The organism is Chitinophaga hostae, from assembly GCF_018224885.1.
In the GTDB taxonomy this organism is placed as follows: domain Bacteria; phylum Bacteroidota; class Bacteroidia; order Chitinophagales; family Chitinophagaceae; genus Chitinophaga; species Chitinophaga hostae.
Map to the genome: position 1 here is coordinate 120,117 of NZ_JAGTXB010000004.1, position 22,524 is coordinate 142,640.

The 22,524-nt window shown below is 39.4% G+C and carries 17 protein-coding genes; 10 read left to right on the plus strand and 7 right to left on the minus strand.

All coding sequences use genetic code 11. The annotated features are described in order from the left end of the window. Positions 1–322: 322 nt before the first annotated feature. From KE626_RS10165 to KE626_RS10190, 6 genes are all read right to left on the minus strand, one after another. Complete coding sequence (locus KE626_RS10165) at positions 323–691, minus strand: hypothetical protein (protein ID WP_211972777.1); 369 nt, start codon at positions 689–691, stop codon at positions 323–325. An 11-nt stretch (positions 692–702) separates the two neighbouring features. After that, positions 703–1,386: a P-loop NTPase family protein gene (locus KE626_RS10170; RefSeq protein ID WP_211972778.1), complete on the minus strand. Its 684-nt coding sequence runs from the start codon at positions 1,384–1,386 to the stop codon at positions 703–705. Continuing rightward, positions 1,307–2,173 carry a hypothetical protein gene (locus KE626_RS10175; protein WP_211972779.1) on the minus strand — a complete coding sequence of 289 codons (867 nt, stop codon included), beginning with the start codon at positions 2,171–2,173 and terminating at the stop codon, positions 1,307–1,309. Before KE626_RS10175 ends, KE626_RS10170 begins: the two co-directional genes overlap by 80 nt. After that, positions 2,173–2,451 carry a helix-turn-helix domain-containing protein gene (locus KE626_RS10180; protein WP_211972780.1) on the minus strand — a complete coding sequence of 93 codons (279 nt, stop codon included), beginning with the start codon at positions 2,449–2,451 and terminating at the stop codon, positions 2,173–2,175. Before KE626_RS10180 ends, KE626_RS10175 begins: the two co-directional genes overlap by 1 nt. Positions 2,452–2,600: 149 nt before the next feature. Beyond that, the gene (locus KE626_RS10185) at positions 2,601–3,854 is read right to left on the minus strand and encodes a hypothetical protein (protein ID WP_211972781.1); all 1,254 of its coding nucleotides are present in this window, start codon (positions 3,852–3,854) and stop codon (positions 2,601–2,603) included. Between the two features lie 212 nt (positions 3,855–4,066). Continuing rightward, the gene (locus KE626_RS10190) at positions 4,067–5,326 is read right to left on the minus strand and encodes a site-specific integrase (RefSeq protein WP_211972782.1); all 1,260 of its coding nucleotides are present in this window, start codon (positions 5,324–5,326) and stop codon (positions 4,067–4,069) included. A gap of 404 nt (positions 5,327–5,730) precedes the next feature. On the opposite strand from KE626_RS10190, the gene KE626_RS10195 reads away from it, so the two are divergent. Next, entirely contained in the window at positions 5,731–7,077 is a 1,347-nt protein-coding gene (locus tag KE626_RS10195) for a phage integrase SAM-like domain-containing protein (protein WP_211972783.1), read from the plus strand. Between the two features lie 582 nt (positions 7,078–7,659). Here the strand turns inward: KE626_RS10195 and KE626_RS10200 are convergent. Beyond that, the gene (locus tag KE626_RS10200) at positions 7,660–8,265 is read right to left on the minus strand and encodes an RNA polymerase sigma factor (protein WP_211972784.1); all 606 of its coding nucleotides are present in this window, start codon (positions 8,263–8,265) and stop codon (positions 7,660–7,662) included. Between the two features lie 197 nt (positions 8,266–8,462). Between KE626_RS10200 and KE626_RS10205 the strand changes: the two genes are divergently transcribed. From KE626_RS10205 to KE626_RS10245, 9 genes are all read left to right on the plus strand, one after another. After that, complete coding sequence (locus KE626_RS10205) at positions 8,463–9,665, plus strand: FecR family protein (RefSeq protein ID WP_211972785.1); 1,203 nt, start codon at positions 8,463–8,465, stop codon at positions 9,663–9,665. Between the two features lie 214 nt (positions 9,666–9,879). Beyond that, on the plus strand, positions 9,880–13,308 hold the full coding sequence (locus tag KE626_RS10210) for a SusC/RagA family TonB-linked outer membrane protein (protein WP_211972786.1): 3,429 nt from the start codon (positions 9,880–9,882) through the stop codon (positions 13,306–13,308). A gap of 23 nt (positions 13,309–13,331) precedes the next feature. Further along, the gene (locus KE626_RS10215) at positions 13,332–14,783 is read left to right on the plus strand and encodes a RagB/SusD family nutrient uptake outer membrane protein (protein ID WP_211972787.1); all 1,452 of its coding nucleotides are present in this window, start codon (positions 13,332–13,334) and stop codon (positions 14,781–14,783) included. 56 nt (positions 14,784–14,839) lie between these two features. Beyond that, positions 14,840–15,265: a hypothetical protein gene (locus KE626_RS10220; RefSeq protein ID WP_211972788.1), complete on the plus strand. Its 426-nt coding sequence runs from the start codon at positions 14,840–14,842 to the stop codon at positions 15,263–15,265. Positions 15,266–15,685: 420 nt separating this feature from the next. Next, positions 15,686–16,117 carry a lipocalin family protein gene (locus tag KE626_RS10225; RefSeq protein ID WP_211972789.1) on the plus strand — a complete coding sequence of 144 codons (432 nt, stop codon included), beginning with the start codon at positions 15,686–15,688 and terminating at the stop codon, positions 16,115–16,117. 133 nt (positions 16,118–16,250) lie between these two features. Next, positions 16,251–16,988, plus strand: coding sequence for a hypothetical protein (locus KE626_RS10230; RefSeq protein ID WP_211972790.1), 738 nt, complete (start codon positions 16,251–16,253; stop codon positions 16,986–16,988). Between the two features lie 115 nt (positions 16,989–17,103). Then, the gene (locus tag KE626_RS10235) at positions 17,104–17,583 is read left to right on the plus strand and encodes an RNA polymerase sigma factor (RefSeq protein ID WP_283093145.1); all 480 of its coding nucleotides are present in this window, start codon (positions 17,104–17,106) and stop codon (positions 17,581–17,583) included. A 376-nt stretch (positions 17,584–17,959) separates the two neighbouring features. Beyond that, positions 17,960–20,194 carry a YyaL domain-containing protein gene (locus KE626_RS10240; RefSeq protein WP_211972792.1) on the plus strand — a complete coding sequence of 745 codons (2,235 nt, stop codon included), beginning with the start codon at positions 17,960–17,962 and terminating at the stop codon, positions 20,192–20,194. Positions 20,195–20,261: 67 nt separating this feature from the next. Further along, on the plus strand, positions 20,262–22,478 hold the full coding sequence (locus KE626_RS10245) for a DUF5703 domain-containing protein (RefSeq protein ID WP_211972793.1): 2,217 nt from the start codon (positions 20,262–20,264) through the stop codon (positions 22,476–22,478). The last annotated feature ends 46 nt before the right edge of the window (positions 22,479–22,524 follow it).

Genomic DNA, 22,524 nt, shown 5'->3' on the forward strand with positions numbered 1-22,524 from the left:
AAGTATTGCAGGTGTAACTTTTATCTCAGAAAGCGGTTTATCTGAAACATCAAAATGAGCCTTTAGAAAGACCAGCACCTTTTCTTTAGTAATCTCAAAGCGTTTTAGCGTTCGTCCCGACTTTATCCCGGATTTTACCTTCTCCCCAAATAGGCGATTATGGAAGTCTATCACTTCACCCCTTGGGAATCAATCGCTTCCATCGTACTAAAATAAATTTGGAATTTTGAAAGTAAAATCCAGATTTTATCTAGTAGATAAAGGGTTTTTATCAGCAATGTAATCTTTAAAAAATAGGTTACAAACCTACGGTTGTTACCACTCAACTGCTATTAAGAGAAAAAATATGGCTATTGGTCTTCAACGCAGAGTCACGACTTTGTATATATTCTTCTCCTGTATTCGCGTACTCGGCATGTATGATGCTTTCAACCAGGCGGCGGCAACCTTGCATACTACGAATGTGTTTGTATGGTATTTCATGGCCATGCTGATAGTTCTCCCTTATCCATGTGCGTAGATGAAGGATGTGCTGGTGGCTAATCTGGTGAGGCATCCGACGCTTTGCCAGCATGATGGCATCGTCTATATACCAGTCGTAATCAAATGCTTTAAATTCATGATCGCAAATTTTTAATAGCCGGCTTCCGGCGGCATTAGTGCTGACCAAAGTAATGAAGGTTGGATACATGATATAGATTTTTAACGTCTTTTATCTGTGGTTGCAGGATCAAACGCAATAAGGTTGAACATTGCCCGCATTCTGCTCCGTAGACGGTTGCCATAAAGATCTTCCAGCTCTTGGCTGTTGAGGTTCGTTGTAACATGCGTGAGCATTTTATTGGAGATAAGCAAGTCATACCGCGATAGCAGGATTTCCGCCATCACGTTACAATTGTTCCCCCAAAAATTAATATTCGTTTCCAATCCAAGATCATCAAAACAATGTACCCGCGGAATGTTGGAATATGGGAAAAACGCGTTCCGGCTGTATCGCCCGATAAGATCAAAACCAATTCTCCCAAACTCAAAACTAATGTCCCGGCAGGATATGATGACTGGTCTGTAGGCTTCTGCACACAATGACCGCATAAGACTGATGAGGGATGTTTTGCCGCAGCCGATCCTACCCGTTAGCAATATACCTTTATCCAGGTCTATGCCTTCGTCTGCAGCTACCGGTTCATCGCGGAGAAAATATGCCAGCAGTTTGAGTACTACGGGCCTGTCTATGTCATCGACCTTGAAATGCGGACTGTAAGCAGTTTTCCCGCGTTCTTCCAACAGTTGTACCAGCTGATAGTAGTCATAAGGGGTCTGAGTAGCTTTTGTTTTCGTTGATGTGGAGCCGTCCTGCCCCTGTTGCTGGTTTGGTGTGTCTGTCATTGCTTTCAGGTTTTTGTGGATGAATATTTAGTACCCATTTATGGGCAGCTGCCTGCCAGTCGGTGATCAGCGTCTTGCCGCCTTGTCGCCATCCGTTTGCCTGGTAGTGGTGGAAAAACTTGTCTGCTTCCACCTTCGGGTAGACGTGGGCGTTAAAAAATTCCTGTGTCTCGGATAGGGCGGGGAGAATTCGCGCGGTGCCTGGTGCATTTTCCGCGCCTGGTGCACCCGTATCGAGTTGATCTTTTTTAACTTCATTTTTTTTAATTTTTTTAGTGGGCGGGAGTGTGTTTTCTCCCTCCTGTTTTAAATTGTTTATATGTTTATTATAAAAGTGGCCCACTTTTGGGCCTGAACGTGGCCCGGTTTCGGGCCTCATGTGTGGCCCAGTTTCGTACTCATTACGTGGCTTACTTTTGGGCCACATTGCACTGCTAAAAAGTAGAAGTTGTTCCCGTGTAGGATCTGCAACAAAATCAGTCAATGAGAGGATCGTTATCAGGCTGGGTGCATATGGGTGTTTTGCCGGCTGATAGACGATATACTGACAGGCATGCAGATGCTTCAGACAACCAACATAGGTGCTGCGGGAGCCAATACGGGAAAGGCTCATGACTTCTTCGCGCAGGACGGGAAAAGGATTTTGAAAACGATACTGATTCCAGACCTGAAATAATGCCATATACAGGCTCATATGATGCGCATGTAAACGATCATCTTTCCGCGCCTGTGCGAAGAAGGCATTTAGATGCCTGATGTAGTTGATTTGTGCTGATGATGCTTTCATCAGCTGCTTTTGACGTTTTTCTTCGTGCCTTCCATCAGCTTAGTGATGTCGCTGAAATCGTAGAAAATAAGCCCGCCGATTTTTGTAAAAGAAAGTGTTCCGTTAATGCGCATGTTTTGCAGGGTACCCGGGGAAATACCTAACATGTCGCGGACTTCGTAAGATTTGAGCCACTTGCGGGGCTGTGCGGTGGGGGAGTTCATAAGGTCCCGCAGTTCAAGAAATAATTCCTTTTTGAATACTGCAAGATCTTCACGGGTGAGAATTTCTGTTGCCATAAACTTTGGTTTTGTTTGATGGCAGCAAAAGAAAGAAGATAATCAATACAAGAACAGTCACGGGGGTGACGGTACCCCCTGTAACTATTTGATAACTAAAGAACTAATTTTGTATAATTGTTTTTATAATGTGAGATTGGTAATTAGAATTAACTGATAAGGTAACTGAAAATGCAGTAAGCAAATATATTTATAGTCTTATGGGAGCGTTGAACTAACCCCATTAGAATCTCTCGCACTGCCTTAGATACGGCGGCGTTGTCTTTATAGAAATTACTACGCAAGCTACCAGAGGAAACGTTGTCCTGCTTGGCTGTAGTGAAAAAATAAGAGAAGAAATCTAATAGCTCGGTTTTGTTCTTATTTAGATAAAGCCCGCTTTCCAACAATAGTTTTAGAATGTTGCCAAGCTGCGAAACAGAGAAGACGGTAATAACCTTGAAGTCTTTCCAGCGGCTTAGTTCGTCCGGAATGTGGCCGCTGTTTAACAGAGATTCTTTTTCTTTCTGATACACGATTTCATCGGACAGCCAGGACTGTAGTTGGTTTTGTAAAGGTGGGTGAACTTTACTGAAAATAAAGTCTGGCTTGATAGCTGTTTGGCTTATTTTCTTCTGCAGGAATATAAGCCGGTCCAGTTTTTCCCGAATGGTTGGCAGTTCCTCAATTTCAGCAGTAACAATTGCTGTCCAGTACCTGAAATAGTGAATGTTATTGAAGTTGAGGTATTGCAGTAGGTCTTTAAGTTTTTCAGAAAGATCCACATCAGCGCTTTGGCTTATAAGAAGATTGCCTAACTTCTTCTTAAATTCCCGTAAATAGAAAAGTTGATGATAGCTTATCGAACAGCCGATATGCTCTGCTTCTATGAAGTTGTCGAACGGTAGAAAGATGATTGCGAGAAGGCCATCATCTACTCCATGCTTTTTAAACTGGTCCTTGATTGATTGCAGCTCACTCACTAGTCCCGCCTGCGCTGAGAGCAAATAAGTTACGGGTATTCTGCAATCAACATCCAGGTAACGGGAAAACTCACATTCCAGATAGGTTAGGAGCTCAGCAAGATTACAGTATATAATTTTGAAAAGATTTGCCCAAGTATTTTCAGTAGAGTGGTCATTGATGCCGATTATATCATCTTCTGAAAGATAGGTTGCCGTTTGGTCCATTAGCACCACTAATTGATGCTGGTGTCTCTGAATATACCAATCGACCTGCTTTTTGTTTCCCAGATCATAGAGATACTGCCCAAAGCAATGTAACATCTTGTCTTTTTGACTGATAACATCGCTGGTGGTGTAGGTGAAGAAATTTTTGTCTGGTTGTTTTTGTTTCAGGGCTTGGTGTTTAAGGTCAACTCGAACTAATTTCTCAAAAAAAGATAACTGATAATGCTGCTGCATACGTAAGCTGATTTTTTAGAGTGCCGGTAGTATTGTTTTGGTTGGTTATCTCAAACATTCACATTGTCTGAGAAACAGGGCCTTTGATTCGATATGGTGTCAACGAGGTGTGCAATAAATGATTTTACCATCGTTTTTGTTGTTAACGTTTTGTTAAAATCATTGATTATCAAGCCAAATACATAAAAGTATTTGGCTTGATAAATTTATTATTATGCAACGGCGCTGAATAACATAGAATCCGGTAAAGAGAGGTTAAAGATTCCTTTCAGCGCTTTCATGTCCTTGCTCACTTTGGATGCAACGATCTTGGCGTAGATCTGTGTTGTCTTGATTGATTTATGGCCTAACATGGCGCTGACTGTTTCCAGTGGTACACCGTTGGCCAGTGTTACCGTAGTAGCAAAAGTATGTCGTGCTGTGTGCGTGGTGAGATGCTTTTTAATGCTACATATATCGGCCACCTCTTTCAGATAACCATTGAAACGCTGGTTGCTGTTGATAGGTAACAGGCAGTTGTTAGCAACACAGTAAGGATGGTTTTTGTATTTCTGTAGGATCTCTTTTGCAATAGGCAGCAACGGAACATTTTCCCGGCACCAGGTCTTTTGTCTGTTTTTAACTATCCAGTCTTCGCCATCAAAGAATTTACAAAGATGATCCGGACTCAGTTGCAAAGCGTCTTTATAGGCAAAGCCGGTGAGTGTCATAAACAGATAAGCATCTCTGACTTCTTCCAGTCGCTTTACCGGCATGGCCTTATTGTACAATACGCAAAGCTCCTCTGCATCGAGGATGCTCCTTTCGGGATCTATGTACGGGCATTCGAAATCTTCCAGCGGGTTTGCGTCCAGCCATTTTCTGCGTACCGCCAGTTTTAACAGCTGCTTGGTTTGCTTTATATACTTCATGGCTGTATTATCGCCGAGGCACTGTATGGCTGTAAGGAAATGATGCAGATCCTCACCGAACGCAAAATCTATTTTGTACAGTGGATAATCTGACGTGTTGAAGGTTGATTTTAGAAACTGTGTCAGCTTGTCTTTGGTAGTGATCCATTTTGTGAGGGAGGCTTTCGCGCGTTTGCCGGCAGCTACCTTTTCTGCAAACTGGGTGTTATGGAAGTCAATTACCTGTAGCAATGTTTTTTTCTGCTGCTGAACACCCAGGTAAGCATTTTTTAAAGACAGGGGGTCAACGTTGGGGCTTCTTTCTTTGAGCAGGTTATAATGCCGGAGTAATTCAGACTTGACATGTGTTATCCGGTTGTTGATTTCTATGGCTTCAGCTGATTTGCCGATAATGGCGCCGGCCTTCGTATCAAATTTTTTAGGCTCCACCTGGTAGCCCAATGAAAAACCATCTCTTGCCCCGCTGATGGTTATACGAACATTGATCGAGGCTTTTCCGTCTTTGTTCTTGTTGTCTTTACGAAGCCAGAATAAGATTGATAACTCTTGACTTACTTTCATTGCTGGTGTTTTAGGTTACCGAATTAGTTTGGTGTTGTTTGGTTCGGTTTGAAGCCTTTAAACCCAGTGCAGATAAGTGTTAGCGGGGAAAAGGTTACACTAAAATTAGGCTTTGTCAGTGTATCCTAATTTGTAACCTTTCAGATTCGTTTGATGTAGTTTACCTTTACATGCTAAAAACAGAAAAGCCGCGTAAATCATACGATTTATGCGGCTTTAACTTTAAATGAAGTCCTAGTTGCGGACCGGACGGGACTGCAAGCCAGGTAACTAACCATATGGATTTTTACCTGTCCTTATTTTAAGTCGTTGATTTTCAGTATTCAATAACAAAACTCGCCGTTTTTTAAAAGTACCTTTATTGTGGTTAACAACATTGAACTCGACTAAAAACTCGACTAATTATGTTGTTAGCAATTAAGCCAATTTGTCCCAAAAGCAAGGTGCGCCGGGATGGCACCAGTATTATTTTTATCCAGTATTGTAGCCCAGATGGTAAATCAATGCTATTAAATACAGAAATCGCTATCCCTCCTAATTATTGGAATAGAAAATATTTACGTATTTCTTCAGAATTACCGGAAGCCTATGGCTCTGCTGAAACGTTAAATAGCCGTTTGGTAGAACAGTTACGAATAACGGAAGATATTATTGGCCATGCAATAAAAAGGAACATTTCTGATGTACGATCTTTTCTCAAAGCTACTTTCCAGCCGGATTTTGAGGTTGAAATCCTGGAAGAAAGGGCGGCCAAGGACGCAGCCTCGAACCCCAGGGTCAACCTAAATATATTCTTTCAGATAGATGATTACATAAAATGTAAAGAGGGAAAGGTGGCTAAATCAACTTTAAATATTTATAAGTGTATGTCGGAGCAGTTGCTGGCATTTCAGAACTATAGAAGAATGCCAATAGGGTTTCAAAGCCTGGATTTCAACTTTTATGAGCAGTTTGTGGATTTTCTTATTTATGACTTTCAGCAAGTCAGGAGGAAAGGGGTAATAAAAGGTCTGAAAATTGCTACTATAGGTAAGACAATCAAGCAGTTAAGGATTTTTGTTAGAGACAGAGTTCGTCGGAAGATTATTTCACCTATAGATTTGTCCGATTTTAAGATATTGGATGAACAATCAGATGCGATATATCTTTCCTGGAAGGAAATTAACCAAATATTCCATACAGATTTATCCGATCATTCTTATCTAGTGCCTTTTCGGGACTCATTTGTTTTAGGTTGTCTCACCGGGCTTAGGTTTTCTGACTTCTCGAATATCAGACCAGAGGATATCCGAGATGGAATGCTTTATAAGAAACAAGGTAAGTCCGATCACTGGGTGGTTATTCCGCTGTTGAGTACAGCTAAAGAAATTTTAGTAAACAGGTTCAAGAAAGCAGTACCGATTGTTCATAACTCTGATTTTAACGCCAATATTAAAGAAATTGGTCGTTTGGCGGGAATAAATGACATGGTTAAGTTTTCGTATAAGAAAGGCAATAAGGACATTGAAATTATTAAACCGAAGTACTGTTGGATCACGTCTCATACCTGTCGTCGATCTTTTTGCACCAATGAATTTCTCGCAGGTACTCCGGTTGAACTAATTATGAAGATAAGTGGACATAAGGGTTTGCGTGATTTTTATAAGTACATCCGGATTACCCCGGAAGAAGCTGGCCGTAAAATTAGAGAAATCTGGCAGCAAAGGAATAATTTAGAGGGATTTGAAGAGGTAACGCTTATAAAATATTAATCTACCATGATTTTTGTAGAAATTCCGGAGACAGAAAATAGCTTTCGTAGCGCTAACAGGTATTTTATGGTTATAATTTTTCGTATTAAAAAAATGTTTTGTTGATCGCATTCCTATAATTTATTTACTGAAAACAGCTTTGTGCTGGGGCGTATAATAAAAATAGTCAAGTGAAACCCTGATCTGGGTGCTTCATTAAGAGAAGATCGTTCTAATATCGTTTAGAGACGGTACTCTATTAAATATAGTGTTCCTGATATTTTGCCAGGTATGTAAAATCTAATCTTATCCGGCAGAATTATAAAGACGTAGCACGGGAGGAGTATGCGGGACCGGTAGGGTATTAAAATCAGGTTTCCTACAGGCTTAGTTAATCTGCTTTTAAGAACAATGTTCGAGATATAATTGTACTGAAAGGAAATGATAGTCACTTGGATAAGTGTTCTGTTCTATTTTAGGTAAGGAGTCCATCATATGTTTTATACGTCGATGATGTTGCATGGACTATATAAAGCAGGTCAAATAAATTACGAATATGTTTATTGGAAAACAAATCTCAAGCGCTTAGGAAAATAATAAGCCTCATTTAAAAGTTCCCTGGGTAATATAGGTAGTAAGCACAATGCTAATGACATTCCGATGTGTGATAACGTACTTTCTGATAGACTGTAAAGACTTAGTCATGTGGCTGTTGACTGTAGCAATGGAAATGCCCAAAATATCGGCTACTTCTTCATAGCTTTTTCCACTTAATTTACAGAGTTGGAAGATTTTTTTTCCCTGTGGAGGTAATTGATCGATGGCCTGATGTAGAACTCTGGCTATTTCATTATTCTCTGATGAATCAATTCTGTCTAAATAGTATTCGGTGGCATTGATCAGTAAGGACTTAACTAAAGATTGGTCATTTGCGATTTTACGAAAATGATTAAAGACCAGATTTTGAGCAATCGTGTATAAGTAAGATTGAAAAGACTTTTCAATATCAATGGTTTCCCGTTTATTCCATAATTTAATAAACAGTTCTTGTAAAAGCTCCTGGGCATCATCCTGATTTTTCACCATTCTTAATATTCGCAAATAAAGCGGTTTGCTATAAACTTTATATAGCTCATTGAATGCAGGTTCGTCGCTTTTTATAAGAAGCGTAAGCAGTTGTTTTTGAATGTCGTCTGCTAGAATTTTCAATCCCATTGTTATTTAAAGCAAACTTAGATAAAAAAAAGTAATGCAACCAAATTTATGGCTATATCAACGATGGTAGATTGTTTTATTATAAAGTATAATTGATTGAAAATAAAATAGTTTTATTTATTTATATTTTTTTCTTCAGATCGACTCATTGTTTTTCTACTTGGCTGTGTATTAGTTATCAATTATGTAAAATGGAAAAGTCAATAAAGCTTTTATTTAGTAAATATTTGCTAGACCGTTGCTCAAATGAGGAGATAATGGAGTTGTTGGACTATTTCAAAATATCTGATAATGATCATATTTTGAAACAATTCATTTATCAGGAATTAGAAAACGAATCTATCGAGGCCTATGGGGTTAAAGATGTTGAAGCAAATCTTGAAATTGTCTATGCAAATGTGCTTTCAGAGATTCATCAACGTCAAAATCCTAAGCCAGGTAAAATAGTTTACTTCTGGTCCCGCATTGCAGCGGCAGTTGTTATACTGTTCGTTTCGACGATTGTTTATTATTATTTGACAGGAGGAAATTCAAAATCAGAAAAAAGTAAGATAGCAGAAACTTCATATCAAAAGAAATCGGCGGTATTAATTTTAGCCAATGGCGAGCGGATTTCTTTGTCTAATCCTGATAATAAGGGTAGGATTAAGGAGGCAGGGGTGATCATTTCCCAAACTACTGACGGACAAATCACGTATGAAATCACAGATGCAGAAAAAGCTGGAAACAAAATCAACACTCTTTCCACTCCACCGGGAGTAACATACAACATTGTTTTACCTGATGGATCAAAGGTTACGTTAAATGCGGCTTCCTCTTTGAGTTATCCTGTATGTTTTAACGCTAGCAAAAATCGATGGGTTGAGTTAGTTGGTGAGGCATTTTTTGAAATAGAAAGAGACAGTCGTCAGCCTTTTTTAGTAAAGACGGATAAGCAGGAAATTGCGGTTCTCGGAACACAATTTAATGTTGATTGTTATTTTGATGATTCAGTCGGCAAAACGACCCTTTTTGAAGGCAGCGTTGGTGTTCGTTCACTAAGCTTCAATTCGGGTGATATTTGCTCTGAACAAGCGGTAACTATTCTTAGGCCTGGTCAGCAGGGTAGTTCTTCAAAGGGCGGATGTATCGAGGTTTCAAAAGCCAACCTGGAATCAATAACGGCATGGAAAAACAATGAGATTATGTTTGACAGCGAAAAGATTGAGACAATCATGAAACAGGTATCCAGATGGTATGATGTCGAAGTAATTTATAACGGAAAAAAATCAGACGAAAAATATAGCGGAAGTGTATCTAGATCATATACTTTATCAAATGTGCTTCAAATATTGGAAGCATCGGGTAAGGTTCATTTTAAAATTGAAGGGAGAAGGGTCTATGTTTCAAATTAAGTTTTAATACTTATCAAAACCAACCATTTAACTTACTTATTTAGTTACCTGATCACAGGGAGCTAAAGCGAACAGTTTTCAACCAAATAATTGCGGCGCCTATAACTCAGGCAGTTTGGGAGAAGTTGCAAAAATTAAATCAAACAATGTATAAACAAACAAACAATCTATTTGGATTGTATTCCCAAACAGAAGTTTTAAAGTAGAGAACGTTATGCGATTTGCCATCGTTTTATTTATTGCCGTTATGACATTTCTCAGCGTGACAGTATTCGCTCAGAAAATTACGATTTCGAAGCATGATGTTTCGTTAAGCACAGTTTTAAAGGAGATTAAACTTCAAAGCGGCTATACTTTTGTGTATAGAGATGAGTTGCTCAAAGAAGCCAGGCTTGTGTCAATACAGGCTAAAGATGAGGACCTGAAGTCTGTATTAGTAAAATGTTTTGCGGGGCAGCCCTTCAGCTATGAGATTAAGGATAAAACAATCATTGTCACTAAAAAAGAAGACAGTAGCATTCCTTTATCTTCACCACAACAGGACCTGATTACTATTTCCGGTCAAATAACAGATTCTAAAGGAAATCCTTTATATGGTGTTAGTGTGGGGATCAAAGGAGGGAACAAGGGAACACAAACAGATAATAAAGGAATGTACGCTATTAGCGTAGATAAAGGCAATACATTGGTATATTCTTTTATTGGATTTGTGAAGAAGGAAATGGTGGTAGATGCTGCCGCTTCAATAAACATAGTGCTTCAGGAGGATATATCCAAACTGGAGCAGGTTATTGTTACTGGATATAGCGTTAAAAAATCGAGAGAACTTACCGGTTCGACACAAAGAATTTCAGGAGAGGAAATTCGGAAAAGCTTAACTTCTTCAGATCCTGCTGCGCTGTTAAAAGGAAAACTGGCAGGGCTGTACATTTCTGAGCAAAATTCAGGTGATCCGACTTCCAAAGGAGGGCAAATCTTCGTTAGGGGGCAAAGCAGTATAGCGGGAGTTGGTGTTGACCAATACAATGAATTCGTTTTGCCTGCGCTGTCTTACGGTCCCTTATTGGTTCTGGATGGTGTGATCATGCCTAACCAAAATTTGAAAGATATTGTTACAGCACAGGAAGTAGAGGAAATTACTGTACTTAAAGATGCTTCTGCTTCCGCGATTTATGGATCTAGGGCAGCTGCCGGAGTTATTGTTATTACAACAAAAAAGGGGGCTGCTACTAAACCACGAATTTCAGCTGATTTAAAATATGGTATTAATGCGCCTAATCCAGGCACAATTCGTTTTTTGTCCGGACAGCAGTTGTATGATCTTCAAAAGGAGTATTACACTCAAGACTATCAGATTAACAACGCAAGTTTAATATCTAACTATCCCACTTTAACTGATTATCTGAATTATAAATTGCCAACCCCATCTGATGTGGCCAATTCTTTTGATTGGACAAAGTATGCACTGAGAAACAGCAATACCACTGAAGTCAACCTTTCTGCTAGTGGAGGGAACGACCGAACACGATATTATATGGGTGGAACTTATTATAATGAACAATCTACGGGAATTCAGAATGGAATTATTCGGAAATCCTTCCGGATCAACCTGGATAGTCGTTTGACCGATCGGCTAACGGCAAGTGTTGCTGTCAATGGTATTTTAATTGATGGGAAAATGGGGACAGATGGCACAGCCTCATCGCTGGTACCATTGATCCCATGGGCTTCTCCTTATAATGCTGATGGATCAATAAAGCCTTTTTTAAGCTATAAAATGGATGGAAGTTTAATGCAGGCGGACAATCCATTGTTTAATCAGCAATACAACTTTCGGAAATCTCAGTCTCAATTGATATTTGGTTCTCTCAAACTGACATATCGCATTAATGACTGGCTGGACCTTTCCACGACTAATTCCGGCAATCTTAATTTCAATAAGAATGTGAGCTATTATGATGTGAGAACTTATACAGGCGGCCTAAGCAGATTTGCTCCTCAAGGATTTTTAGGTACTGTTACGGGCAATATCATGTCATATTTAAGCTCCAATCAATTGAATTTCCACAAAACAGCTAGTGGACATGCTTTTCATGCACTTGTGGGTATGGAGTTCGGTAAAACAACGACTGAGTTCACCACCACAAATGTAAATCATGTTCGCGCTGGCTATCCGGTAATTTCTCTTGGGAGTCAAATCGGAGCTTTATACGACTTTTCCGCATTCGGAAGGCCTGCAACCAAGACGGGAAATGTTGAAGGTGGAACTGATGTGAAAGCAATGTACTCCTTATTTGGAGAATTAGGATACACATATCTTTCTCGCTATAGCCTTAGCGGCTCGGTACGTACTGATGCTTCCAGCAGTTTTGGGAGGAATAATCGCTATGGAACCTTTTACTCCGCGGGGACGGCCTGGATCATTAGTGAGGAAGCATTTATGAAGAAGGTGAATTGTATCAGCAATTTGAAGCTGAGAGCAAACTATGGTACCAGTGGATCACAATTAGGGGATAATTTTCTTACGCAAACTCTTTACGATCCATCTTTTGTATACAATGGCACAACTGCTGCAAAAATTTCTGTGTTGGGAAATCCGGATTTGAAATGGGAAGTCACAAAAACACTTAGTACAGGCGTGGAAATGGGGCTGTTTAATAGAGTAAGTATGACTATGGATTTATACAGGAGAAGATCTGAGAACCTTTTGCAAAAGGTTCAATTGGCATCAGTTTCCGGGTTCCCATCACAGTGGAAAAATGTCGCTACGGTTGTTAATAAGGGCTTAGAGGTTGTAATTAATTCAGATAATATTATCAACGATGACTTCAAATGGAATTCTTCGTTTAATATTAGTTTTAATAAAAATGAAATTATTAGTGTAGCAAATGGTGCACTAAGACAGGGATACTATGCCCAAAATAGGTTTTATCTCTATCCGGGAGATGATATTAATACCCTGAAAGCCGTAAAATATGCGGGAGTTGATCCCCAGAGTGGAAAGCCTCAATTCGAGAAATTGTTGTTTGACAATTCGGGCAAATTATCGGGAATTAAATTGGTGAATTCACTGGGTGAAGTGGATGCTGTATCTGATAATCGTCAATTTCAAAAAATTGGAAGTTTCCAACCACGATATTTTGGCGGTTTAACCAACACTTTTGCCTACAGGCAATTCAGTCTCAGTATCCTGCTCACCTATGCGATGAAATATACATTACGAAACGGCCTGGCCGAGAGTTATCAAGGCGCACGTGTACAAGCTGCTAATCAGATTGAATTTTTAAAGAACCAGGTAGTATGGACTACACCTGGCCAAACCAACGCTACTATTCCCAAGCTTTATTACCATAATAATACCAGCTATTTTGGATCAGATACATATATGTTTGATGCCAGCAATATTACCCTTCGTAATATCCGATTATCATATGATTTGCCTAAGAAAATGTTGAGAAATCTAAAGCTGGCTAATTGTACATTTTATTTAAGCGGGGACAACCTGTATACCTATTACGTCCACAATATTGTTGCACTTAACCCAGAAGGGCCATCTGTAGGGCAAGCACAGGATTTTGGTGGATCAGGTGTTGGCCTTGGAATACCAAGAAAATATTTATTTGGCATTCAACTTACCTTTTAGAATTGAACCATAATGAAGTTATCATGAAAAATATCATAGTAGCAATAGGAGTTTATGTTGTGTTAGCAGGTTGTAATAAACAGATTGACGAGATTAGGCCACTCACTAAAATTGACCAGCAGGGGGAGCTAAGTTCGGTGGCAGGTGTTCAGGAAGTAACAGCTGGCAATTATTTACTGCTTATCGGTAATGGACTGGGCGATTATAGTTCTGCATTGGAAAGCATTAGTGAAAGCAGGGGTAACAATGTTACCTTAAGGCAATATGCACCAGTCTCAAACATGACTGACGCCTTTTTCTACCGCAATAGTTCCGCTGAACAACTTGGGTATAGCGCAACTTTATACCGAGGGGCATATCAGATTATTGTTGGTGCAAATGCAGCTCTTGAAGGAATTGAGCGTCTTGGGAAAAATTTTCGAACGTTAACAGAGAAAGAAAAAAATGATTTATTATATGCAAAGGGTGAGAATATTTTCATTCGTGCGTTGACCTACTTTAATCTGACAAGAATATATGGGAAGCCCTTTTACCAGGATGCTCAGAACAGCCTTGCTGTGCCACTAAAGAAGACTTCTGATATTAACGATAATCCCCGAAGGGCAACGGTGAAGCAAATCTATGATTTTCTTATTCCGGAACTTCAAATGGCCGCGCAATTAATGAAGGTACCAATTAGCAAGACGAACGCATTTGCCAACACTGGAGCAGCGTGGGCATTGTTGTCGAGGATGTATCTCTACATGGGGGGGACTGTATCGTCACCTAATGCCACCTATAATCAACTCTCGGTATTGTACGCGGACAGTATTATTAATAGTGAAAAATATAGCTTAAGGCAGGGAAAAGATTATCTTCAAATGTTCGGCGACGATGAGGACGGAACATTGAAACGATTGGTGTTTAATGACAATAGAGAGATTATTTTTGCATTGAATAATTCTATAGATGGGATTAAGTTAGGGCAATTTTATCATTACGATAATCGTTCTGGTGGCGGGATATTTAAGCCATCTTCAGATTTCGTTTTGACATTGCCCTCTGGTGATTTACGCGCAACATTTTTGAAGAAAAATGTCAATACCCAAACACTTGAAACCACCAAATGGTTAGTCTCAAATTCAACTTTTGTTACACGCGCTCCTGAGATATTATTTCGTTTTGCGGAAGTTTATTTAAACAGAGCGGAAGCTAATGCGAAGTTGAAAAATTTTTCTGCCTGTAAAGCTGATCTTCAATTAATCCATGTTCGTGCGGGCCTGCCTGCATCTGATATTGAGAATATTAATAACTCAGATCTATTGAATGCTGTGTTGAAAGAACGACGTGTCGAATTAGCGTTTGAAGGTCAAATTGGCTATGATTATTTCCGAAACGGCCTACCAATGAAGAGGATTGCTGCAGATAATAATGGTAATGAAATGGTAATCCAACCAGATGATCCGAAAGTAGTATTTAATATCCCAGCTTTTTAACATACATCAAAAAAATGCTAAACAATGAAGAGTAGAATTGTAAGTTTAATCATATTATGAGCAGTATTGTGTACCGCTGCTCTAAATGCGCAAAGCATACATACCAAAAATTTTTGAAGGTACTTTTTGTTGGGTACAACCCAAACAAGGCTTTACCAGAAGCCGGCCGATTCTATCCCGGGATGATGGAGAAAGAAGCATTTTTAGCTGAATATCCGGTGAGAATGCCTGCATTCAATGCCCTCTTGGATCAATATTTTGCTCAAGTTGGTACCCTGGATTGTCGGGATTGGAAGCCTTCGGATTCGGGTCCTTATGATGTAACGATTTTTGACTTCGCAACCAGGCCTGTTGAGCCTATGAAACTTGAAAAAATGCCAGATGGTGCAACCAAATATACTGCAGCCAGATTTTTGCCAGATAGTTTTTCAAAGCCAGTAGTTTTCATTGGATGGAAATATTGCGTGGATTGGGATGCCTGACAATGTAAAGGAGTCGCTGGAGAATATTATATAGGCGACTATTAGCGCGGGAAAAATTGTTACTGGCGCTAATGTCAAAGGGAAGCGAATTTTCAGTCAGAAAACTTAGAATAGTGAACAATAATAAGGATCGATGTCATTCTGGTAGTCGATCCTTACTTTCTATAGCTATGGTTTTAGTAGGTGTTTTCTATAACAATAAACTGGATTCAATTTAGTACAACAGTCTGATGTAGCGTATGCTGTACGTATTTTTAGCCTTATTAATTGATTTAATAACCCAAATATCCATGAAGTATTGTCATTCTTGTAATTAAGGCCATTTGCTAACTGTTCTGTTAATTTTAGGAGTAAGCTGGAATATTGGTCCGGGGATGTGATCATTTAACATTTTTACACATTTAAATCTATAATAAACGCATGAAAAAGAGAATATTTCTTATGGTATTTCCAGGCATTTTTTCTGCTTGCCAGATTAAACAGAAAAGTAAAGAAAGCAAGACATTGGAGTCGGTCAATGAAAGCCGTAGCTCTTTGCAAAAATTAAATGTCACTAAGGACATGATGATTGGAAGGTGGTTACAACCTATCCCTGGTGAGCAAAATCACCAACAGGGTTTTCAGTTGAATGAAGACAATACTTGTTTGTCATTAAACATTCATACATTGATCTACGATAATTGGGCATTCTCCGCAGACACTCTTTTCCTTTGGAGCCACTCAGAAGGGGTGAAAAATAGTGTTAAGTCTATAGATACTCTGTTGATTAAGACAATCTCAGAAACCACATTAAAATTGTCTCCTGAAAATGCTAGTAGTGGATATTTCGTGGAATATCATAAAGAAAAATAAGGCGCATGTTCGCTGACTGATATAAATTGTTAAAAAAAGTTTAATACCCAACCTTTTACTTCTTCAAAGTTGTATACTGTTTAAAGGCCTTTCAAAACATAACCTATAAAGTACAATTTAAATTAAGATTAAAATGAAAATTACAAGAACACTGTTAGCAGTACTGTCAGTAACAATTTTGGGAATCTATGCCTGTTCAAAGAAAGATAATGTTCAGGGAAATGCAACTATCGAATCTTCAAGCGGATCATCGGCAAAACCAGGAGAATTGGTAAGTTTTAAATTCAATGGTCTTGCCAAAGATGGTGCCGTTGACTGGAAAATTACTCCGGCGGGAAATGTTCAAATTCACTCTTCCGGAAATACGGCTACTGTCATATTTTCGAAAGCTGGTGATTTTGTTGTTACAGCCCAATCAGGCTCTCAGCAGGCTGTACAACGTTTGTCGGTTAGTGCCACTGGTAGTAGTTCTAATAAGGTGGTTTCAACTACAGCATCATTGGATGGTGATGAAATTACTCTCGTACCGTCTTTTCCTAAAGATTCAATCAATTATCTGTTGATTAGGGCGGAGACTAAGAAGGATTATGACTGCCTTAATAATTTTTTGGTGAGTGTTTATAGCGAAGCTTCAAATGCGTTTACGCTGAAATACATTGGTGTAGAAGTACCTGATGCAAGTATTTGTACTGCCGGGAAGTCGAAAGCAGTTGCAACAAATGCTCTTTATATGCCAGTAGACGGAACTTACAGTTTTACTATTAAATTCAATAATAAGGATTATATAGGATCTGTAGTTAAAAAAGGAACTCATTTTAACTTCACCTGGTCTTATACCAGCGGAGTAATTATTTCACCTCAATCCATATAATACGAACTGAAATCACCCGCCCATTAAACCGGGCGGGTTTTGTTGCTTTAGTTTGGAGAGTCTGCAAAATATAATAGAAGGTTGCAACCGCAATGATAGAATAAGCCAGGAGAAGTTGTATAGACTGTTGTATCCGGGGCTATTTTCGTTATGTAGAAAATATTTTGTTTGTGAACAAGATATAGTAACCGTAGTAAATAACGGAATGCTAAACATTTTTAGAAATTTGGGGATGTATGATGTTAAGAAAGGAGATATATTTCCCTGGGCATATGCCATAGTAAAACATGCTGCACTTACCTATTTGAGAAATAAACTCAACGCCAAAGAAAAAGAACATTTGAATATGGATGATTGTATGGATCTGCCTTCACCTTGCAATCCTATTGTGTCACTAGCATCGAAAGATATTTATTTATATTTATCAGTATTACCTGCAATGACACGTACTGTTTGCATTATGTTTTATCTTGATGGTTTTTTAGTCAGAGAAATTGCAGCGCATTTTCAAATTAGCGAAGGAACCGTAAAATGGCACCTTAGCGAGGGAAGAAGCATTCTAAAAAAAGCTATGAAAAAGAAAGATGCTTACTAAAGAGGATAAGGACAATTACTATATAGGCGAAAAAACAGGCGAAGAAATTCCGATAATATGTATACCCGTAGATATTGCATGGGCTCAATTGATCATTCTCTTAGAAGCACAACTATCTCCCTCCCCCCTCCCCAAAAAGAAAAGAGAATAATACAAACTCACTTCAACCAAGGCATTAATTTGAATCATTTGGTATTCATGAACCTGTCTGTTAGATTCCTGTTGGTCCTGTTTCTCGAAATTAGTACATCAGATAGGATAGAATAATCTATTAATTTAGAAGGATTGTGGATTTTTTGTTTTGCGACATTATATAGTTTTGAATCGTATTTCAATGCACAACCAAAATATATTTAAGTTCAAACGGTATTTACATATGCTAAAAATCCAACTTTTAGTTGCAGGTGTTTTCGCGAGTCTTCATGTTATGTCGCAACAGCCATTGCCAGACCTTGCTACAAGGGCTCAAGTAACTTATTACAAGGGGCGTACTCCCGAAAAACAACAGACTTTTTCGTTTGAGAAAAACAAGGCATCGATGCTCATTAATCAAGCTGAATGGAATTGTAAGAAATATGATAACAAGGCAGGTAATGAGACGGTTTATACATTTGAGTTAAAAAAAGGTTCCATGGATAAGGCAGGTCTGTCGATTGATTTTTTATTTGATCATTGGGATGTGAAAAACTATGTCATTATGCCTGCCGCGGCTTATGATGGTAATAGATTTGACGTATTGGAATACGGTTATCCACCTTTGTTTAAGTCTAAAGACTATAATAAAAATTTACCTGTCACCATTACGAATATACCCAGATTGAATAAGTATGAAGGAAAGTCGAGGATGGATTTTAATACCGGAGATTTAGCTACACCGGCAGTAGGTGTTTATTTCCCTAAAACCGGGAAAGGAATTTGGATACTAACCGAACAAGCCACAGAGCTGGGTAACAGTGCTTTGATATTTAAAGAAAATGAAGCTCGAAATAAAGCTACTTTCACTATTGCTGCGCCTTGTGTGAGGGAGGAATATTATTCTATGGCAAATCTTTCTCCTTCTAATGAAACGGGGAAGGATTTAAAGGAAGGTGATAAAGTAACTATTCGATACAAAGTTTATACTTACAGCAACCTTAGTTCTCCCAATGATCTGAATAAGAAGTTTCCAGCTATCCGTAAAAGCTATGGTACTTCTGCTTACATTAACCAGTTGCCTTTCAGCAAAGCGTTTGAGTTAATGGAAAAACAAGAAAACGAATGGTGGAGTAGAAAGGATAGTCTCTATACATTGGGCGGTGAAACGCTTAATATGAAATGGCAATTAGGTTGGGTGGGGGGCTTGATGGTTACATTACCGCTGAGTGAAGCAGGAGGAGATAGTTCTGCGGACAGGGCATATAAAAATTACTATAAAATTTTGACACAGAGCCAGTCCCCAAGTGGTTTCTTTTATGGTTGCGGGAATGGCAAGATCTGGTGTAGCGACTGTTTTGGTAGCCCACATCCTGATAATCTCCATTTGCTTCGTAAAAATGCAGATGCGTTATATTTTACTTATAAATATGTTTCTTCTCAAAGAAATAGAAATCCAGGATGGCAGCTGCCTGAAGCCTGGAGCGCGCCGCTACACCGGCAAGCTGACGCTTTTGTGAAACTATGGAAAGAAAATTATCAGTTCGGACAGTTTGTGGAAATTGAGACAGGGGAAATAAAAGTAGGAGGCAGTAATAGTGCAGTGACGGCAATTGCGGGATTAGCTTTGGCATCAAAGTATGAAAGTAATCCGCAGTATTTACAGGTGGCTAAAGAAGCCGCCAGATATTATTATAGGAATTTTATAGTGAAGGGGATCTCCTGTGGTGGGCCAGGCGAAATTTTGCAAAACAACGATGCAGAGTCGGCTTTTGCAACCTTGGAATCTTTCGTAGTGTTGTATGAAGTGACCGGCGAAAAGGAATGGCTGCAATATGCGGAAGATGCCGCTGCTTTTTGTACCACCTGGATGGTAACTTATGATTATAGGTTTCCAGAAAAATCTTTGTTCGGTAGATTGGATATGAAAACGACTGGTGCTATATGGGCGAACACTCAAAACAAACATGGAGGACCGGGTATTTGTACTGCTTCCGGCGATTGTTTGTTTAAATTATATCGTGCCACGGGTAATAAATTGTATCTGCAAATGATATACGATATAGCACATAACATTATGCAATATATTGCACGCGCCGACCGCCCTATTAAAGACCAACACATCGGTTGGATTAATGAAAGAGTAAATCTTAGCGACTGGGAAGGGAAAGAAGCTATAGGGGATATTTTTCATGGCAATACCTGGGCGCAGGTAAGCGCTATGCTCACCGTGGCGGAAATTCCCGGCATTTATATAAATCCGGCCAGAAATGAACTGATGGTATTTGATCATGTAACGGCAACGGTGAAGGGTAATACATTGACGATTACTAACTCCACAAGGTTTGATGCGAGTATCAGGGTGTTTGTGGATAGGAAAATGACCTCCGTTTATCCGCAAGGATTTATAAGCCGGTGCCCAATAGTGAATGTAAAGGCAGGAGAGACGAAAATACTTGCCTTGTCCGAAATACAATAACAAGAAGCATGATAATCTTTCAGTTAAAAAACAGGTGAAAGTCATATTTAGTTGAAAAATTGGTACAATGATTAAAAGAAAATGGTTTCTTCTCTTTATTTTCTTATTCGGTTTCGCTGCATCCTTTGCACAACAGGTAGACGACTATAATATCAAATGGACTACACCAGGAGAAAATTCAAATGGTTCCATGCCTATTGGTAACGGTGATATTGGTGCCAACGTTTGGATTGCAGCAAATGGGGATTTGGTATTTTACGTTTCCAAAACAGACGCCTGGAGCGAAATAGGAAGGCTGCTAAAATTGGGGCGGGTGAGAGTTTCTATTTCACCAAATCCCTTCAATGAAAAGGCATTCATACAGGAATTGCGACTACAAAATGGTGAAATACAGATCAGCTATGGCGATACAAAGATCAAATTTTGGATAGATGCCCATCACCCGGTAATTCAGACAGATATACGAAGTAAAAAGCCGATCCGGGTCAAAGTGGTATATGAAAACTGGAGGAAAACAAAACGCCCTATTGTTGGGCAAGAAGACGGCTCAGTTTGGGGAATTGGTGCCAGGCAGGTAACAAAAGACTGTCCTACTGAGATTTTTTCCGAACCTGATACTGTGTTTTCCGGAAATAAAGACAATATTACTGCTTGTCATCACAATGATTATTCTATTTGGAAACATAACCTGGAAATACAGTCATTGACTGACATTTCCACTTATCAGCCCGATCCATTGATGCATCGTAATTTTGGCCTGATGATAAAAGGCAGTGGTCTGATTAACCAGTCTGATACTATTTTGATAAGTAGTAAAGCTTCCACCAGCATCCAAATTAATAGCTATCCACTCACCACCCAGGGCAGCATAAAGGAATGGCAACAAAAACTGGGCGAACAAGTCTTTGCTATAGCGGCTACACCATCGAAGAAGCGTGTGGCGATGCATGAACGGTGGTGGAAGTCATTCTGGAACAGATCATATATCTACGTTTCTGCAGATAACCCGGAGCAGCAACAATGGGCTAATATTGTAACACAAGGTTATATACTGCAGCGCTTTATTAACGCATGTGGTGGCCGTGGCAATTCACCGGTTAAATTCAATGGTAGCATTTTTACGGTAGACACTTATGAAATAGATGGTCCGTACAAAGGCTTTGACGCTGACTTCCGCCTTTGGGGTGGATGTTATTGGTGGCAAAATACCCGTTTACCCTATTGGAGTATGTTGCTTTCAGGGGACTTTGATCTTATGCGTCCACTGTTCAGAATGTACATGGCAGCATTACCGCTTCGCAAAGATGCTACCAGAAAGTACTATGGTCATGAGGGCGCCTACTATCCTGAAACCATGAATTTTTGGGGAACTTATGCAGATGGCGATTATGGATGTGATAGAACTAATGTACCACTGGGCTTTGCCAGGAACCCCTATATTACGTATTATTGGCAGGGTGCTTTAGAACTTTCTCTGATGATGAATGATTACTATAATTTTACTAAAAACACTGGATTTGCCAGAGATACGCTGGTTCCCTTTGTTACAGAAATACTTACATTTTTTGACCAGCATTGGAAGCGGGGGAATGATGGGAAAATTCTGTTCAATCCATCAGCATCACTCGAAACTTTTCACAAAGCAGTTGATCCACTACCTGAAATCGTTGGAATCAGAGCAGTGGCCGAAAAAATGTTGAGCCTGCCCAAAGCGTTTACCACAGATAAACTAAGAAGCCAATGGTTAAAACTCATCGAAGATCTCCCTGCAGTTCCCTTACGTACTGTAGGTAAAGATACATTACTGTCTCCCGCGCATGAGTATAGCAACAAAGCTAATTCCGAAAACCCGGAAATGTATGGGGTATTTCCCTACCGTGCTTTCGTATTAGGCAAACCTGGTTTGCAAATCGGTGTAAACACCTTTCTGAGCAGAACACATAAAGAAAATGGTGGCTGGCAACAAAGTTCTATTCAGGCGGCCTATTTAGGACTCTCTGATGAAGCTAAAAGAATGATTATAGAGAACTTTTCTACCCGGGATAAAAATATGCGTTTCCCTGCATTTTGGGGACCAAACTATGACTGGACTCCTGACCAGGATCATGGGAACGTCGCAATGATAGCACTGCAACGGATGCTGATACAATATGACACAGATCGCGTAAAATTGTTGCCGGCATGGCCAAGGGAGTGGAATGTTGCATTTAAACTCACGGGACCTTATGGGAAAGTGTATGAAGGAAGGTATAAGAATGGTAATTTGAAGTATATTTCCCGATAGCCCCGGAAGAAGATTTAACCCTTTCAGCAATCTGCGGTCTTCTTAT

What these genes read in the sequence shown, in the direction of transcription:
- KE626_RS10165 (WP_211972777.1), bottom strand. Translation starts at nt 691, where the DNA reads ATGTATCCAACCTTCATTACTTTGGTCAGCACTAATGCCGCCGGAAGC.
- KE626_RS10170 (WP_211972778.1), bottom strand. Translation starts at nt 1,386, where the DNA reads ATGACAGACACACCAAACCAGCAACAGGGGCAGGACGGCTCCACATCA.
- KE626_RS10175 (WP_211972779.1), bottom strand. Translation starts at nt 2,173, where the DNA reads ATGAAAGCATCATCAGCACAAATCAACTACATCAGGCATCTAAATGCC.
- KE626_RS10180 (WP_211972780.1), bottom strand. Translation starts at nt 2,451, where the DNA reads ATGGCAACAGAAATTCTCACCCGTGAAGATCTTGCAGTATTCAAAAAG.
- KE626_RS10185 (WP_211972781.1), bottom strand. Translation starts at nt 3,854, where the DNA reads ATGCAGCAGCATTATCAGTTATCTTTTTTTGAGAAATTAGTTCGAGTT.
- KE626_RS10190 (WP_211972782.1), bottom strand. Translation starts at nt 5,326, where the DNA reads ATGAAAGTAAGTCAAGAGTTATCAATCTTATTCTGGCTTCGTAAAGAC.
- KE626_RS10195 (WP_211972783.1), top strand. Translation starts at nt 5,731, where the DNA reads ATGTTGTTAGCAATTAAGCCAATTTGTCCCAAAAGCAAGGTGCGCCGG.
- KE626_RS10205 (WP_211972785.1), top strand. Translation starts at nt 8,463, where the DNA reads ATGGAAAAGTCAATAAAGCTTTTATTTAGTAAATATTTGCTAGACCGT.
- KE626_RS10210 (WP_211972786.1), top strand. Translation starts at nt 9,880, where the DNA reads ATGCGATTTGCCATCGTTTTATTTATTGCCGTTATGACATTTCTCAGC.
- KE626_RS10215 (WP_211972787.1), top strand. Translation starts at nt 13,332, where the DNA reads ATGAAAAATATCATAGTAGCAATAGGAGTTTATGTTGTGTTAGCAGGT.
- KE626_RS10220 (WP_211972788.1), top strand. Translation starts at nt 14,840, where the DNA reads ATGAGCAGTATTGTGTACCGCTGCTCTAAATGCGCAAAGCATACATAC.
- KE626_RS10225 (WP_211972789.1), top strand. Translation starts at nt 15,686, where the DNA reads ATGAAAAAGAGAATATTTCTTATGGTATTTCCAGGCATTTTTTCTGCT.
- KE626_RS10230 (WP_211972790.1), top strand. Translation starts at nt 16,251, where the DNA reads ATGAAAATTACAAGAACACTGTTAGCAGTACTGTCAGTAACAATTTTG.
- KE626_RS10240 (WP_211972792.1), top strand. Translation starts at nt 17,960, where the DNA reads ATGCTAAAAATCCAACTTTTAGTTGCAGGTGTTTTCGCGAGTCTTCAT.
- KE626_RS10245 (WP_211972793.1), top strand. Translation starts at nt 20,262, where the DNA reads ATGATTAAAAGAAAATGGTTTCTTCTCTTTATTTTCTTATTCGGTTTC.